Genomic DNA, 15,647 nt, shown 5'->3' on the forward strand with positions numbered 1-15,647 from the left:
TTGCTATGTGAAGTTCCGATTAAAACGCCGAACTTTTGTACGTACCTTTTTCATCGATGATGACGTATTAAACTGAATCTTACATCCCAATGTCCATTTTTCGTACCAGGTTACACCATAAAATTCATAGTTATTTAAGCTGAAATAAGCAAGAGTATATCGTTTGCCTTAAATTCAAGCTCCATAAGTAGATCATCGTATTTCCAGTCTCGATACTCTTGTTATTGGGTCAGGATTTGCTTTGTGAAGTCAGCCATTTATAGGTGGAAATATGATACTTTTAGGCACCTTGTCTTATTTTACCCCTATTTTCTCCACTGTGTTTGCCTCTATTAACTTATCCGTTGCTTTAGCTGACTATTTTTTACAAGGTGTTGTACTCGTGACTATTGGGTCGTTAATTTGCTTTTGGGTTACCCGCACAAAAAACCTGTAGTAGATAACTAAATGTAAAAGCGAAAAGCAAATAACGCTTTTCGCTTTATCAGGTTTTATTAGTTGGCTAATCTTAGCCCTAGCATCACCAGCATAACTAGATTCGCAATTACGCCAATCAAAAAGAAGTAGCTACGCGGGCTGGGGTTTTTCTCTGTGGCAATTGCGTAATACAGTACCATATGAATTAAACGTGCAATGACGTAAACCCAAATACAGATTGCAAAAACCGAACTGTGGTAATTAATCACAAAGGCAAATAAAACCGTTCCTATAAATAACGCGCTGTTTTCTAATGTGTTATGAAAGGTGCGATGCGCTCTAAATATAAAACTCTCATGAGATAGGTCTTTATCAATTTTTCCTGGCACAGCGCCAGGCTGTTTGGCTTTACTAAACGTCGCCACTGCCCACTGTACTAACACCATAATTAAATATAAATAAAATGCTATAAACGCTGAATGTGCTATATCGGTCATTGCTTAATCCTTTGTGTTGGTATTAGAGTAGTAGTTATAGCAACTATCAAGCCACATATAAGCCACTGATATATATATATAAATTACTTTTTAGTAAAATGATTTTTTGTAATAGATTCATTCTTTATATAAAACTTACTCTATAACAGCGGCTTGGTATTTTTTGCAGCCTAAGCGCAACCACAAAAACAATACTAATTACTTACTTTATAAATTTTGTTTGATTATTTATTCTAAGTATTGTTTTATAGCGTTACTGATAACGGAACGGTAAAATAAATATGATGAATAAAATAACCAAATGCTTGGCAACCTTAGCTCTGTTGAACTGTGTATCAGCGCCCGCTTTTTCAGCTCAATATGAAATCGAAAAAGGTGAAAACTTGTCTAAGTTGGCGCAATACAAAGACGTAACCACCATTAAACGCAATTTCGCAAAACAAATAGCGCTTAATTACAGTGTATTAAACGCTGATCTTAAACAAACACTAAGCCAATATAAACTGGTTTTGAATGCGGATCAGCTACCGTCTTTAGGCATGCACACACAACAAAATACTCGTTTAGCAAACAGCGCGTTACAACAACTTAAAGGTTTACCACAAAACACCGGTAGTTTGTTACAAGTGCGTTTGGCAAGTGACACAATGCTTAGCGCTTGGCAGCAAGGCGAACGCCCTTTATTTGCATTTTCACCTGCTGGTGACGATACGCAATGGAGCGAGATTGAAGCCTTCGATCAGTATGGTGACATTCATTATCTTAGTGTTGATCAAATGCCGACCCAACCTGTATTTATTGTCGAATTAGATCAACAAAAAGTACAAGATGCGGGTATTGCAGTAATGAGAGGAATTTTATCTGCTAACAAATTCAGTAAAACCATGGTTAGTCCACAAAACCAGTTAAGTAATGAACAACCCCTGCAAACCAGTGTATTGAAAAAAATACGCTTAGAAGATGACAAAGAACCTTGGATCTCAGGTGGTGCTGAAATTTATGCCATTGTAACGGGTATCGACCCGACCCGAGATGAACCAATATTAGATGTCGTTGATTTACCGTATTTAGATCATGATCAAACCGATTACAGCCCTAATCAGGTGCTCATTCATTGGCAGCGTTATCGTTGGCAGGCGGTTGATTTACTCTTAATGGAACAAGATGACAACACCAACTATAAAACTTTAGCAATAAAATTATTAGAAATATCAGAGCAAGTGATGGCGAGCATTCCTGATTTACAAGCGCAGGGTTATGCCATTATCCCTAAGCTGACCAATGAACTACTAAAAGCAATGCCGGATGAATGGTTTACTAATAATGACGATTATGTTGATGTTTTTTACACGCTGTTTGAAAACAAAGACTATCAAGAATATAAAGGAGCAAGCAGTAATGCGACCATTACACTGTCTCCTTTAGAAATTAACCCAAGACTAAACTAAGTCATCCCCCATTCGCTTAATTATTATTGCGGATGGTATCACTCCCCCATACTTCAATAGCCACCCATTAGCGCTTTAACGTTAACGGGTGGCTTTATCTTAAACAGCCACTTTTTTGAAAACACGCGTTATATTTTAATACCCTAACCTTGCGCCACTGATTTACGAAAGCGCATTAATGCAACAGTAAAAAACACACTGCCAATAACAGTTAATGCTAAAAAGTAAGGCCAAACTACATCCCCCCCTGCTCCTCGGTATAAAATAGCTTGAGCAAATTTTACAAAATGCGTTGTTGGCGCCAATAACATAATATTTTGCACCACCTCAGGCATACTTTCACGCGGCGTAACACCGCCAGACAGCATTTGTAATGGTAATAAAATTAAGATCATCAGTAACCCGAGTTGCGGCATGGTGCGCGCCTGCGTTCCTAACAATATACCCAGCGATGTGGTCGCAAATAAATGAATAGCAACGCCAAATAAAAATAAGCCTGCCGAGCCATGAATAGGCACTTGTAACAAACCTTCGATCACAATAAATAATGAAAACGTAGTCAGTAATAAAATCACTAACCCATTGGCCCAAATTTTCGCCATCACTATTTCAAAGGGGCTTAACGGCATCACTAATAAATGCTCTAATGTGCCGTGTTCGCGTTCACGGATCACCGCGGCGCCAGTTAAAATAATCGAAATCATTGTGATCACGTTCATCAATTCCATCACGCTACCAAACCATACACTTGTCATGTTTGGATTAAACATAATGTGCGCCGATTGCTTTATTGGCAGTGAATAAACGGTTCGATAACCTTGCACAAACTCATTTACTTCGCCGTTAATAATGGTTTGAATATAGTTATCACCAATAAATGCTTGCGACATACGCGTAGCATCTATATTTACTTGAATTGTAGGTTGCTTAGCTGCAAGTACATCACGCTCAAAATAAGGCGGGATATTAAGCACAAAAGTATAACGGCCATTATCCATAGCTGAGTCAACATCGCTTAATGAAATACTGTCTGGCGTTTTAAAGTACGGCTCATAAAAGGCATTAATAATACGCTTGGATAATTGCGATTGGTCGTGATCAACAACAGCAATCGGCGCATTATTTAACTCTATCGACGTGGCTGAAGCCACCACATAAATCAACCCAGTAAAAGCAAAAAAAACAAATAGCAGCAAAACCTTATCACGCCATAAACTACGCAACTCTTTAATACCTAAATTAACAATGTTTCCGCGACGTTGCATGGCTATTTGTCCTGCTTTGGAAGTAAAAATACACTGGCCAGAGTCAGCACGGGTATAAAAGCGAATAAAGGCAGTAGCTGGGCTGATAAATCAGAAAAATTAAGCGCTTTATTAAAGACCCCCCGACACGCCTCTAAAAAGTAGGTGGTCGGAAACAGTTTGCCAATAATAGCGCCAAACCCTTCTAAGGAAGAAACAGGGTCAATTAGCCCACAAAAGTTAACGGCAATCATCAACACCACCACCGTAGTGGCTGCCAATGCTGAAATTTGTGTTTTTGTAAAAGCCGAAATTAACAGCCCAACTCCGGTAGTCGCTGTAACGTATAATAATGCAGCCAAACTAAGCGCCCAAAAGCTGCCTTTTAGCGCCACACCAAACACGGTAATAGCAAGTGCGACTAAGCCAAAAAAACTGATCATACTCACTAAAATGTAAGGCAGCTGTTTGCCAATAATAAATTCCAGCCGGTTAACCGGTGTTACATATAAGTTTATGATTGAACCCAACTCTTTTTCCCGCACTACGCCAAGCGCCATCAATATCGCAGGAATAAATACCAATAGCAGTGGAATAACCGCCGGCACCATGGCCTCAATGCTTTTAAAATCTTGGTTATAACGATAGCGAGATTCAATATTAGCTGGCACTAAGTTTGGTACTTGTGCATAAGTGCGCAAAGATAAGTTGGTTAAATAGCTGTAATACACGCCGCTCATATAACCATTAATCGTTTCTGCCCTAAACGGCATAGAACCATCAATCCACACTAAAATTTCAGGTTTACGGCCGCGTTTAAATTGCTGACCAAAGTTAGGTGGAATTTCAACGGCCACGCTTAACTCACCACTGCGCATTCGTTTATTAAGTTCTTGCGGGCTTTTAATATCTGCTTTTTGAATAAAGTAACGTGAACCTGCCATATTTTGAATGTAGTTGCGGCTCTCGGGCGATTGGTCTTGATCTAGTACCGCAAAGCTTAAATCTTCAACATCAAATGTAATGCCGTAACCTAAAATAAACAGCAAAATTATCGAGCCCAGCAAAGCAAACGTTAGGCGAATAGGATCGCGCCATAACTCTAGCGTTTCGCGATGCGCATAACCAAATAACCGCAACAAACTAAATGCGGGGTTAGTGTTATTCTTACGAGTAGCGGGCGCTGTAGCCAAAGCTTTGGGTTTATCAGTTATCGATGCTTGTATCGCCGAGCTTGCTCCGGCTGCATTTACTGCTTCTTCTAAATATGCAATAAAGGCAGCTTCTAGTGTGTCGGTATTACGCGCTTGGCACAGTGCAGCTGGCGTATCGCTGGCAAGTATTTTACCTGCATGCATTAACGAAATTCTATCGCAACGTGCTGCTTCATCCATAAAGTGAGTCGAAATAAAAATAGTCACGCCTTGTTCGCGCGAAAGCTCAATGAGTAACTGCCAAAAGTCATCCCTTGCAACGGGGTCTACACCCGATGTGGGCTCATCAAGTATGAGCATTTCAGGGCTATGTACTACCGCAACAGCAAGCGATAAACGCTGGCGAATACCTAGGGGCAAATCGGTAGGAAAATCGTCACTGTATTTTTTAAGGTTAAACCGAGTAATTAAATCTTTAACGCGCGGCTCTATTTTCTCTGCGGGTAAGTGAAATAAACGAGCATGCAATACCAAGTTTTGCTTCACTGTAAGCTCGTTATAAAGCGAAAATGCTTGTGACATAAAACCAACGCGTTTGCGGCTTTCGATGTTATTGGCATCGACCTTTTCACCAAACAATTTTGCTTCGCCACTGGTTGCCGGTTGTAACCCGGTAAGCATTTTCATTGTGGTAGTTTTTCCACAGCCATTTGAACCTAAAAAGCCAAAAATTTCACCTTGTTCAATACTTAAACTCACGTTGTTAACAGCGGTAAAATCACCAAATGTTTTACATAATCCATTTGCTTCTATAGCGAACTGGGTTGTTTTTATGTCTTGTTTACGAGGTGGCACAACTAACCGCTGATGATCATGACGTTTTTCTTCAGGAAGTAATGCTATAAACGCTTCATCAAGCGATTCTTTATTAGTTTGCATTTTTAGGTTTTGTGGGCTGCCCGTACCGATTACTTTTCCATCGTCCATAGCGACTAGCCAATCAAAATCATCGGCTTCTTCCATGTAGGCGGTCGCAACCAGTACGCTCATCTGTGTATTTTCAGCGCGAATACTGTTTATTAATTGCCAAAATTGACGACGCGATAGCGGATCAACTCCGGTTGTTGGCTCATCTAAAATCAATAATTGAGGGTCATGGATCAGTGCGCAGCACAAACCGAGTTTTTGTTTCATCCCGCCAGAGAGCTTTTCTGCGGGGCGATCGGCAAATGCCTCTAAGCCTGTACTTTTTAAAAGGTTATTAATTCGTTGTTTGCGCTCTGCTTTATTTTGAGAAAAAAGGCGACCAAAAAAATCTATATTTTCAAACACAGAAAGTGTTGGGTACACATTTTTGCCAAGCCCTTGAGGCATGTAAGCAATGCGTGGCGACACCGAATTACGAAAACTACTACTACGCATATTGCCGTTTAATACCTCAACCTCCCCCTCTTGAATCGCCCTTGCCCCCGCTATAAGTGCCAATAAGCTTGATTTTCCTACGCCATCAGGGCCTATAAACCCAACCATTTTCCCGGCAGGTAATGAAATGCTAATGTTGTCCAGCACGCGATTATTAGCATAGCGATGACTCACCTTAGTAAGCGTAACTACACTTTCAAGAGGTGGCTGTTGCGCGTTTTTATCAGTGTTATTATTAGCGTTATCCATTATTCAGGTACTCGTACCTGTAACGACGTAGGCCAATTTTTTTCAGGTGCTAACAACACATAAGCAAGCCCTGGCACCCCTGTTTTTACTTGTTTGATATGATCTTTTAATAACTGCGAGTCGAGCTTTACCTTAACTCTAAACATCAGTTTATCGCGCTCGTTTCGGGTTTCTACCGATTTAGGGGTAAATTGCGCCTGTGCAGACACAAACGTCACTTTAGCCGGCAATGTATACTCGGCAACAGCATCAATAACAATGCGCGCTTGTGAGCCTATTGTTACCTTGCCCGCTTGCGCTGTTGGTAAATATATACTCATATAAACATCGGTTAAATCCAATAACGATAAAACCTTGCCACCACTGCCAAGCACTTCGCCAGGCTCAGCTAATCGATACAATATGCGTCCATTGATTGGTGCTGTGAGCGTGCTGTCGGCTATGTTGCTTTGTAATCGCTCAATACGTGCCTGCGCTGCTTCTATTTCAGCATCCGACTGCACAACTTTTACGTTTGCCGCGGTTAAAGCTGCTTGCGCAATAGCAGAGGTGGTTCGTTGTTGATCAACCACTTCTTTTGAAATATGGCCTTTTTCTAATAATTTTGCAGAGCGGCGCAATTCAGTTTGTGCAAAATTAAGCTCACTTTTATGCTGCTCTACAATCGCTAATGCGTATTTACGAGACTCATTGGCAACACGAAGCCCCGCCTCAGCTTCACGTAACTGTGCGTTTAAATCATCAGTGTCAATAACCGCTAACGTTTGACCCGCTTTGACCATATCGCCTTCTTGCACCATAACGTCAACTAAGCGGCCCGGTAATTTTGTAGCAATATCGTACTCGGTCGCTTCAATTCGCCCATTTCCATAGGCAACACTGTCAGGGAGTTGTTCAGCAAATGATGTAGGTTGCAAGGTTTGCCAAGCATACCAGCCAGCCCCGCCCACAATGACCAAAACAGCGAGTTTACTCAAAGATTTGAACGTTGATTTAATTGTCATGTGCTAAAACTCCATGTATGTAAAAAGTAATGTAAGTGGGGTAGTAATAAGGTAAAAATTTTTAGGATACAGCACGCTAATTGTTATATGAAAGCAACCCTGCTTTGTAAGTACAACAAGGGTAGTTGTAATAAGCGATTTAAACGAACTTAAAAATCCAGCATCACTAATCTACCACTATCACCGTTAATAAAGATGATGTAGATCAATATAAATTAGAGTTAATGCACTAATTATTAGTGATTTTTTAAAACAACAGGATAAAAGAAAGGGAGAACATCAAGGCACCTACTGAGCGCCTTAATATTAATTATGTCAGCGGCAGATCCGCTTACAATTTATAGTAACAAAACCCGTTACGACCTTAATGCTAAGCTAATCAATACCACGCCATGATCGGTGCTTAAATCATCACGCTCAAATTCAGGGTTAATTAAATGACGATCGTAAGTATGGTACTGGCTCACCTCAAAAAAGCTGTCGTCGTAACTTGAGTCAAACTCGCAAGATAACAAAATGTAGTCAAGCACTGAGCTGCTCGCGCCAAAATAATGGGTAGGCTTTCGCTTTAAATCCACTGTATTTTCATTATTTTGATTAGCCGAATTTAATTGCGACTTTGCAAATAACTGCCATGCGTCGTTAAGGCAATATTTTGCAAGGTAAGTTTTACTGTCAAACGCAGGGGCAAAACGCAGTGTATTTGTTAGTAAGTGGCTTAGAACGCCATCAGCTAAGTCGTTATTAAAATCGCCCATTAAAACCATTGGGTTTTGTGTAGATTCACGGCGCGCAATGATGTCTATCATCAGTAATGTAGCCTCACTGCCGCGCTGAATAGTTGAGCCCCAACTCCCTGCTATATCGGCTTTTAACAGCTCGATAATATTTTTTTCGGGTGTGAGTTCTTTGTTTTGCTCATCGAGCTCTATCATTGAGCGCTTAGACTTAAAATGCACCACATAACAATCCGTGTTGCCGATATGCGGTAAGGTTATTGTAGCTCTAAGCACCTTTCGGCTAAATGTAAAATCATCAGTTAAACCAAGGGTTTTAGCAAGCTCATGGTCATGCTCAACACTTACCACTTCAACGATGGGGTATTTAGCAGCAAGCGCTACTACAGGGCGTTTGTAAATAAAGTCGTCGATTACCTGAGGCTCATCTACCACGGCAAAGTACGCATAGCCTTGCTCTTGAACTAATTCTTTAAGCGACTCAATACTAAATACTTCTTGAAAACCAATCACATCAGGCTGATGCTCGGTTAAGTAATTAATAAGCCAACGCTGCTTTTTAGCCCACTGCTCTGCGGTGTATATGCGTTCAAATTCATAATAGGCATTAGGCGGCTCAAGGTAATTAAACAAATTAAAAGTGGCAATTTTAAGGCTCGTATTAGTAATAACCGAATCGTCTGCAGTGGTGTTTAAAGGTGTTTTAGTGTGTGATTCAAGGTTGCTGATAAGGCTGCCCTACTTAAAATATGAAAAACGATTATAGCGGGTTATCGCTATATTAATCTAAGCGGTGAAAATTTTTCAATATCAAATTCATAGCGTTAATTTACACTAACTTATCATTTTTTAAGGCACACGGTCATTATGGATTACTCAAACTTCGGCACTAAATTTACTCAACCTAATGGTATTACTCAGTTAATGGAAGATTTAGGTGATGCTAAAAACAGTAACAATCCAAATATTGTTATGCTCGGTGGTGGTAATCCGGCCTTAGTGCCTGAGGTTAATGATATTTTTATCAATGAGTTACAAAAGCTTGTTGCTAATAATACACTTTCCAACGTATTTGGACTTTACGATGGCCCTGCGGGTAATGATGCATTTCGTGCAGCTCTGGCTAAGCAACTAAAAGGTGAATACTCATGGGATTTAACCGCAAATAATATAGCGCTTGGTAATGGCAGCCAAGCCAATTTTTTTGTGTTATTTAATCTGTTAGCTGGCAGTATGCCTGATGGTAGCCATAAAAAGGTTTTATTTCCGCTGGCTCCTGAATATGTAGGCTATGCAGATCAGGGCTTAACTGACGATATGTTTGTAGCAATAAAGCCCGATATCGAAATTTTAAATACTGAAAGTGGCTCAAACCAATTTAAATATATCATTGACTTTAAAGCTGTTGAGCAAGTATTAGCAAGCGACAGCAGCATTAGCGCACTGTGTGTGTCTCGCCCTACTAACCCTACAGGCAATGTCATTACTGATGAAGAAGTACATCATCTCGATTTATTAGCTAAGCAATATAATATCCCACTGATCATTGATAACGCCTACGGCGACCCATTCCCTGGGTGTATTTATACCGATGCAAACTTAACCTGGAACTCAAACATTATTTTATGCATGTCGCTTTCAAAGCTTGGCCTACCGGGTTTGCGAACCGGTATTGTAGTGGCTAACAATGACATAATTAAAGCCATTGGCCGTGTAAATGGCAGTATGGTTTTATCGCCAAACAGTTTTGGCCCAAGTTTAGTAACACGCCTAATTAATGAAGATGAACTCCTCCCGCTGTGTAAAAATTCAGTGCTGCCTTTTTATCGAGAAAAAGCACAAACAGCAATGAACTTGTTTGATGAAATATTTGCCCACCTCCCCGTTTACTTACACAAAGTAGAAGGCGCATTTTTTATGTGGCTGTGGTTTAAAGAGGCAAAAATAACCAGCGAACAACTTTACCAAAAGCTCAAAGAGCAGGATGTTTATATTATTCCCGGGCATAATTTTTTTATTGGTATTGATGATGCTTGGGCACACAAACACCAGTGCATTCGCATTAATTATGCAACCGATGCCAGCACTTTGCGAAAAGGCTTAGAGGCCATTAAAGCCGTGATGGCATGAATGGGGTGATATTTAGGGCATTCAAACCCTTTGCTTGAATACATTGCGTGCAAAGCGTTTATAGAGCCTATAGTTATTGGCACAAACCTGTGAACAATTTAAGGTTATTCAGTCATTCTCTAAGTCGTTAAATAAGCCCTAAACTGAGGTAAGCGGTTATTACTGTTATTTATTGATTGTATTAATTTTGTGCAAACGCGCCAGACCCCCTTTAAATTTATATATAAGTTGGTATGCTACGCGACCTTTTTTAACATATGATTATCATCAAAAAAGGGTTTGCCGAGGGGCGGCTATCGCTGCAAGGCACTTCATATAAGTGGCAGCAATAATACAGGCATCGCGTTATAAAACGTTAGATGTAACTTTAAATAGCAATATGCAAAAGTACTATTAAGGTCAATTATGCGATTAGGACCAGGACTACTCGTCACCGCTGCCTTCATTGGACCAGGGACTATTACGACTGCCAGCGTGGCAGGTGCAAACTTTGGTTTTGCACTGATATGGACATTACTGTTTTCAGTAATTGCCACCATATTATTACAATCTATGGCGGCGCGCCTTGGCGTAGCCACCGGGCAAGATTTAGCGCAAGCGCTAAGAGCCCACATTGAAACGCCCCTATTTAAATCTCTCGCTATATTTTTAGTGATCAGCGCCATTGGAGTAGGCAGTGCCGCCTATGAAGCTGGCAACCTTAGCGGTGCCAGTATGGGATTAATTGAAATATTCCCTCATGTTAATGCCCAGCTTTGGACGCCACTCATTGCATTTTTAAGTGCGGTGTTACTTTACAGCGGTAAACACAAAGTCGTTGAAAACGCGCTTATTTTATTAGTGATTTTAATGAGCCTAGTGTTTATCTCTACGTTAGTTATGGCTGCTCCCTCGTTGAGTGATGTGTTAGCAGGGTTTATTCCTAGTATGCCTGAGGGTTCAATTACCACGGTATTGGCATTAGTGGGCACCACCATAGTGCCGTATAACTTATTTTTACACTCAGGTGTTTTAGCTGCAAGGCACGACAGCAAAAGTGATAAGCAAAAAGTCATTAAGCAAACTAATGTAGACACTGGCGTATCTATCGCCTTAGGTGGCGTGATCACCCTGGCTATTTTATCAACCGCGTCAGTGGCATTTTATGGCACAGATGCAGGGCAAATTAGCGCTGCCAACATGGCGGTACAACTTGAGCCATTACTTGGCGATGCTGCCCATTACTTTTTTGCTATTGGCTTATTTGCAGCAGGTTTAACCAGCGCAATTACAGCCCCCCTTGCCGGTGCGTATGCAGTATGTGGCATGTTAGGTTGGTCAAATAAAATGGATAACACTCGCTTTAAAAGTGTCGCGATTATTATTTTATTATTTGGTGCGGCGGTGGCGTCTCTGGGTTTAGACTCTGTTGCCGTGATAATTTTTGCCCAAGCCGCTAATGGCTTATTACTGCCTATTGTAACCACCTACCTAGTGTGGCTGGTTAACCAAAAAACAGTAATGGGCAAATACACCAACTCAATGCTGGTAAACTTACTTACTTTACCGGTGTTAGTGCTTATTTTTGGCCTAAGTGGTTACAAGCTTTTTAGTTTGATTTTTTGATACGTTTGCGAGTCTTTCCACCTTGTTAACTGCTCATTTTTTCAATGCTATACATCACCCACATTGCGAGTACTGCGATGAAGTTAATTGTAAAAATACTTCCTCGCAGCCTGATGTTTGAAGTGAATATTTGAACACCACTGTGCAACACTCGCCCAGCGATAAAGACCCAAGCCAGCAAATAATAAGCTGAACTAATTGTTGAATCAGTAGAAATTAAAAGCACACAAACCAGATGAAAAAATACCGGCCACTCGAATTGGTTGCTCAAATTAGCGCTGAGTTTTGGCTGTATAGATTGAAATGGATTAGAGCCATCCGCTCTTTTACCAAGCCCCCATACACTTGGGGCTCTGGCAATAGTGAGCAAACCATATAGCACAACACACAAAATCACGTGTGCGAACATGGGCAAAAATATAGTATTCATTTCACACTGAGTCCTTTAGAGTAATCTAACCTTCGCTAAAACAAGCTTCTTCAACATAGAATAAAAACAGTCAATTGTACGCTATTGTCAATTACTAGGCTTAAGAGAGTAGCTGTTATACGGCGACTATTACTGAGCCTATACTATTTGCAAAACCACCCACCTTTACGCTGTTTATTATTGAATTGTTAGACTCAACAGATGCTGTGATTATTGAATGGCAATTCATAGCCCTACCTTGTTCAAAAACATATTCACTTCCTAACTCAGTAAGGTGCTCGGTAAGGTAACATGCTAAAGCCCCACAAGAGCTTCCTGTTGCTGACTCTTCAGAAATACCAAACAAAGGAGCAAAATTACGACAGCTGGCTGTATGTTTACTTTGCACATCACAAAGCTCAAAAACATGAAAGCCAACAAGGTTATGCTGTTTGCAAAAATCAGCGATGCGTTCATCGTTTGGCTCTATTGCATCTAAATAGCCATGAGGAACAGCAATAATGACATCGGCTAGTCCTGTTGAGATAGCTTCAATAGGTAAGTTTGTGCTTTCAAGTATATTACTTTCAATACCTATCATATGGGCAATTTCTAGATATGAAAAACCAGCTATTTTTTCAGGTAATTGCTGCTCCATGACAACCTTACCATTTGGTTCAATACTCACTGATAACATGCCAGCCTTGGTGCGCTGAACATAAGTGCCCGCAGTAAGCACACCTTCTTGGAACATAGTAGAAAAAGTAGCTAACGTAGCATGGCCACAAAAATCAACTTCTGCTGTTGTCGTAAAAAAAGACACCTCAAAATCAGCTTCATTATCACTAGCAACAAAAGCCGTTTCTGAATACCCGACAACTTGAGCAATTTTTAATTTTTGAGCATCTGTGAGCCTGTCAGCATTAAAAACAACGCCAGCAGGATTGCCACCTTTGCCATTTACTGTAAACGCGTTTACCAAAGCAACTTCAATATCCACATGTACCAACTCCCTCTATAACGAGCCTTAAGAGTGACTCGTTTTATTTATCTTTTAATACATCAACCATAACCGAGTTACTATTTTGATTCAATGGTTTAGTGGTTTGATTCCTGATTGAGAGTAATCATTTTTTAGGACTGTTGCGAGAGCCAAATAACAGAACCTTAAGACAATTACTGTCAGAGTAGTCGGTTTTATTAATTGCCTTATAGGGTGTTCAATTTCCTGTGTTACCTTTTACTTGCTCTACATTTTTTACAGCAACATTAAGAGTGGTAACTTCGTTCTCAACTGGTTCTTCAAAATACTGGGTAACATGGTAAAACACTTCCTCATTATCAAAAGCTGCCCTTGAAGGTTGTTCAATTCTTCTTTTCGCCAGCTGTTTCAGGCACAATTCATTGCTTATTTTTAAGTAAATGAGCTCTGTTTCTGAGTTTACTTCTTCGCATAAACAATTAAACCATTCCCGTTGTTTCTTCGTATTAGCGGGGAAACCCATAACTACATTAGTACCAGTTTTTAATATATTTTGAACATGACTTTTTATTAAGGGCCTTAATTGAGCAGCAAATTTAATATAGTCATCAAAAGAATTGATTTGGTTCGGATAAAGCGTAGATAACCATTCATTCTCAGAAATAAGCACCGTATTACGCTCCACTGAGACTTTTTAGATTCAGTGGATTTGCCTGCGCCCATTTTACCGCAAAAATAGATCCGCTTAGCTTGATGCGACATGAATACTCCTTAGCGTGCATAGTTCTTTGTTAAATAGTTTATGTTAATTTACAGCTTACTATTGTTGCTTTAGCCATGTTTTACTTTTTAATAAACCGATCACATAAATAATGATATAAATCGCATACAGCGATAACTTTTCTATCCTCGTGGGTTGATAGACCGTTCATGCCTTCGATAAAACATACCTATATTTCCATTCATAATATGCAAGAAAGCTTACAAATATACCTTCTAAGCCTATGAACAATAAACCAATATAACTTGCTGTTTTGGTGTAATATAAAACAACCGCGATACATACAAACACCCAAACAGTGTTTACAATTGCTAGGATAGAGATAAACACAGCGCTTTTAACGTTTGAAAGCGCAATTGTGAGAGCATAAATACCATAACAAACATTCGCTGTTGCTAGAAAAATAATGATTATATTAGGTAATCTATATAGACTAACCACCCAATCCTGCAGCAGAAACAATAGCAGACCAACAGCTAATCCAGCACTTACGTCGAGATGTAATATAGTTAAATTTTTATTGAACTTCATCCGTGGTACCTGACGAGTCTGTAGGTTAACTCGTTTTTAGCTTTTTGTGATGATGACTCAACATTAGCTTAGCTCCTATTTTGGTTCAATTTTATTGTGGGATTTTCAGACATCATAAATGCTATTTGCAGCTTTCCTATCATCATTATTGATGCAAAAGACGGTGCTGAAAATTTCTATGAAAAATACGGCTTCACTTCATTTAAAAACGCAGATAACAAATTATTTATCATCATGGCAGACATCAGAGCAAGTATTGGTGAGTTGATTTATAAATGGCCAACATTGCATGGGCGGTCAAAAAACACACTACCGAAAAAGATAATTAATGCTCTGATGTGTTGGTAATACTTTTTACTAATTTTATATTATGCTTTTTAATATAATACCCCCCAATACAAGTAACTAATAATGAACCACCAATAACTAGCAGCCAAAATGATTCAGCGATACCTTCAAATGGAAGACGAACGACAATTTCTGCAATAAACGCAGCCCATAAACCAACATATGACCATGACATCCCAGAATAATGCCATTGCAACCAGTTGTCATGCTTCCTAAGTAACAAAGGAGCAAAAATACCAAAAAGAACTGTTAACAAAGAAAATATTGCAAGCATATGAAAAGGACCAAATTTGAACAAAACATGAGTAAATAGTGCAGTTATATTCATAAGTATCATTGATATCACATAAATATAACCTACATTTTTATGTAGTTTTGTACCTTTGGTTTTAAAAATAACATAACCACCTGAAAACAATGCTGCTAAAGCGAAAATAGTATGAATCCCACCTATTGTTGTCTCAAATATATACATAATAAAGAATTTCCATATATTGCTAATATTGTCATCAGCCACTGAGCAATGAGATCAAGAGAGTTTGTCAGCGAGGGCGTTCAATAATCTGTTTTACATCGTTATTATTATTGAGGATCATTTAATATGTCTTTTACACTCAAGATCATCCCTCATAGTAAAAGTGGTTACTAAAATTACAGATAGTATATTAATTGAGTAATTACAATTAAAT

13 protein-coding genes and 3 pseudogenes are annotated in these 15,647 nt (G+C 39.5%); 5 read left to right on the top strand and 11 right to left on the bottom strand.

What is annotated here, in order from left to right; translation table 11 throughout:
• Nucleotides 1–3: 3 nt before the first annotated feature.
• Nucleotides 4–221: pseudogene (locus PVK79_RS15140) on the bottom strand (ClbS/DfsB family four-helix bundle protein); the annotation flags it as partial.
• Here PVK79_RS15140 and PVK79_RS15145 point away from each other — a divergent pair.
• Nucleotides 218–436: pseudogene (locus PVK79_RS15145) on the top strand (EamA family transporter); the annotation flags it as partial. The pseudogenes PVK79_RS15140 and PVK79_RS15145 overlap by 4 nt on opposite strands.
• A 58-nt stretch (nt 437–494) precedes the next feature.
• On the opposite strand, the gene PVK79_RS15150 reads toward PVK79_RS15145, so the two are convergent.
• Nucleotides 495–914 carry an MAPEG family protein gene (locus PVK79_RS15150; RefSeq protein ID WP_145233119.1) on the bottom strand — a complete coding sequence of 140 codons (420 nt, stop codon included), beginning with the start codon at nt 912–914 and terminating at the stop codon, nt 495–497.
• Between the two features lie 281 nt (nt 915–1,195).
• Here PVK79_RS15150 and PVK79_RS15155 point away from each other — a divergent pair, with 281 nt between their 5' ends.
• Nucleotides 1,196–2,362, top strand: a complete 1,167-nt coding sequence (locus PVK79_RS15155) for a DUF3103 family protein (RefSeq protein WP_257326099.1) — start codon at nt 1,196–1,198, stop codon at nt 2,360–2,362.
• Between the two features lie 143 nt (nt 2,363–2,505).
• Here PVK79_RS15155 and PVK79_RS15160 read toward each other — a convergent pair whose 3' ends face one another.
• The 4 genes from PVK79_RS15160 to PVK79_RS15175 form a co-directional block, all read right to left on the bottom strand.
• Nucleotides 2,506–3,627 (bottom strand): ABC transporter permease, encoded by a 1,122-nt coding sequence (locus PVK79_RS15160; RefSeq protein WP_257326100.1) that lies wholly within the window; start codon nt 3,625–3,627, stop codon nt 2,506–2,508.
• A 2-nt stretch (nt 3,628–3,629) separates the two neighbouring features.
• A complete protein-coding gene (rbbA, locus tag PVK79_RS15165) occupies nt 3,630–6,431 on the bottom strand; it encodes a ribosome-associated ATPase/putative transporter RbbA (RefSeq protein WP_182777650.1) in 2,802 nt (933 codons plus the stop codon).
• Nucleotides 6,431–7,435, bottom strand: coding sequence for an HlyD family secretion protein (locus PVK79_RS15170; RefSeq protein WP_149982547.1), 1,005 nt, complete (start codon nt 7,433–7,435; stop codon nt 6,431–6,433). The genes rbbA and PVK79_RS15170 overlap by 1 nt, the downstream gene beginning before the upstream one ends.
• 356 nt (nt 7,436–7,791) lie before the next feature.
• Nucleotides 7,792–8,805 carry an endonuclease/exonuclease/phosphatase family protein gene (locus tag PVK79_RS15175; protein WP_257326101.1) on the bottom strand — a complete coding sequence of 338 codons (1,014 nt, stop codon included), beginning with the start codon at nt 8,803–8,805 and terminating at the stop codon, nt 7,792–7,794.
• A gap of 234 nt (nt 8,806–9,039) precedes the next feature.
• Between PVK79_RS15175 and PVK79_RS15180 the strand changes: the two genes are divergently transcribed.
• Both PVK79_RS15180 and PVK79_RS15185 read left to right on the top strand, forming a co-directional pair.
• Nucleotides 9,040–10,302: a valine--pyruvate transaminase gene (locus PVK79_RS15180; RefSeq protein WP_257326102.1), complete on the top strand. Its 1,263-nt coding sequence runs from the start codon at nt 9,040–9,042 to the stop codon at nt 10,300–10,302.
• Between the two features lie 405 nt (nt 10,303–10,707).
• Entirely contained in the window at nt 10,708–11,907 is a 1,200-nt protein-coding gene (locus PVK79_RS15185; RefSeq protein WP_257326103.1) for an Nramp family divalent metal transporter, read from the top strand.
• 25 nt (nt 11,908–11,932) lie between these two features.
• On the opposite strand, the gene PVK79_RS15190 is transcribed toward PVK79_RS15185, so the two are convergent.
• From PVK79_RS15190 to PVK79_RS15205, 4 genes are all read right to left on the bottom strand, one after another.
• On the bottom strand, nt 11,933–12,337 hold the full coding sequence (locus tag PVK79_RS15190; protein ID WP_182734280.1) for an MAPEG family protein: 405 nt from the start codon (nt 12,335–12,337) through the stop codon (nt 11,933–11,935).
• 115 nt (nt 12,338–12,452) lie between these two features.
• Complete coding sequence (locus tag PVK79_RS15195) at nt 12,453–13,316, bottom strand: PhzF family phenazine biosynthesis protein (RefSeq protein WP_257326104.1); 864 nt, start codon at nt 13,314–13,316, stop codon at nt 12,453–12,455.
• Nucleotides 13,317–13,536: 220 nt separating this feature from the next.
• The gene (locus PVK79_RS15200) at nt 13,537–13,983 is read right to left on the bottom strand and encodes a P-loop nucleotide/nucleoside kinase family protein (RefSeq protein ID WP_257326105.1); all 447 of its coding nucleotides are present in this window, start codon (nt 13,981–13,983) and stop codon (nt 13,537–13,539) included.
• A gap of 243 nt (nt 13,984–14,226) precedes the next feature.
• The gene (locus PVK79_RS15205) at nt 14,227–14,610 is read right to left on the bottom strand and encodes a hypothetical protein (RefSeq protein WP_257326106.1); all 384 of its coding nucleotides are present in this window, start codon (nt 14,608–14,610) and stop codon (nt 14,227–14,229) included.
• Nucleotides 14,611–14,739: 129 nt separating this feature from the next.
• Between PVK79_RS15205 and PVK79_RS15210 the strand changes: the two are divergent.
• Nucleotides 14,740–14,871, top strand: a pseudogene (locus tag PVK79_RS15210) (GNAT family N-acetyltransferase); the annotation flags it as partial.
• Between the two features lie 64 nt (nt 14,872–14,935).
• Here PVK79_RS15210 and PVK79_RS15215 read toward each other — a convergent pair.
• Entirely contained in the window at nt 14,936–15,433 is a 498-nt protein-coding gene (locus PVK79_RS15215; protein ID WP_257326107.1) for a DUF2306 domain-containing protein, read from the bottom strand.
• Nucleotides 15,434–15,647 lie beyond the last annotated feature (214 nt).

It is taken from the genome of Pseudoalteromonas rhizosphaerae (assembly GCF_028885455.1).
In the GTDB taxonomy this organism is placed as follows: Bacteria; Pseudomonadota; Gammaproteobacteria; order Enterobacterales; family Alteromonadaceae; genus Pseudoalteromonas; species Pseudoalteromonas rhizosphaerae.

What these genes read in the sequence shown, in the direction of transcription:
- PVK79_RS15205 (WP_257326106.1), bottom strand. Translation starts at nt 14,610, where the DNA reads ATGAAGTTCAATAAAAATTTAACTATATTACATCTCGACGTAAGTGCT.
- PVK79_RS15150 (WP_145233119.1), bottom strand. Translation starts at nt 914, where the DNA reads ATGACCGATATAGCACATTCAGCGTTTATAGCATTTTATTTATATTTA.
- PVK79_RS15180 (WP_257326102.1), top strand. Translation starts at nt 9,040, where the DNA reads ATGGATTACTCAAACTTCGGCACTAAATTTACTCAACCTAATGGTATT.
- rbbA (WP_182777650.1), bottom strand. Translation starts at nt 6,431, where the DNA reads ATGGATAACGCTAATAATAACACTGATAAAAACGCGCAACAGCCACCT.
- PVK79_RS15160 (WP_257326100.1), bottom strand. Translation starts at nt 3,627, where the DNA reads ATGCAACGTCGCGGAAACATTGTTAATTTAGGTATTAAAGAGTTGCGT.
- PVK79_RS15185 (WP_257326103.1), top strand. Translation starts at nt 10,708, where the DNA reads ATGCGATTAGGACCAGGACTACTCGTCACCGCTGCCTTCATTGGACCA.
- PVK79_RS15170 (WP_149982547.1), bottom strand. Translation starts at nt 7,435, where the DNA reads ATGACAATTAAATCAACGTTCAAATCTTTGAGTAAACTCGCTGTTTTG.
- PVK79_RS15190 (WP_182734280.1), bottom strand. Translation starts at nt 12,337, where the DNA reads ATGAATACTATATTTTTGCCCATGTTCGCACACGTGATTTTGTGTGTT.
- PVK79_RS15155 (WP_257326099.1), top strand. Translation starts at nt 1,196, where the DNA reads ATGATGAATAAAATAACCAAATGCTTGGCAACCTTAGCTCTGTTGAAC.
- PVK79_RS15215 (WP_257326107.1), bottom strand. Translation starts at nt 15,433, where the DNA reads ATGTATATATTTGAGACAACAATAGGTGGGATTCATACTATTTTCGCT.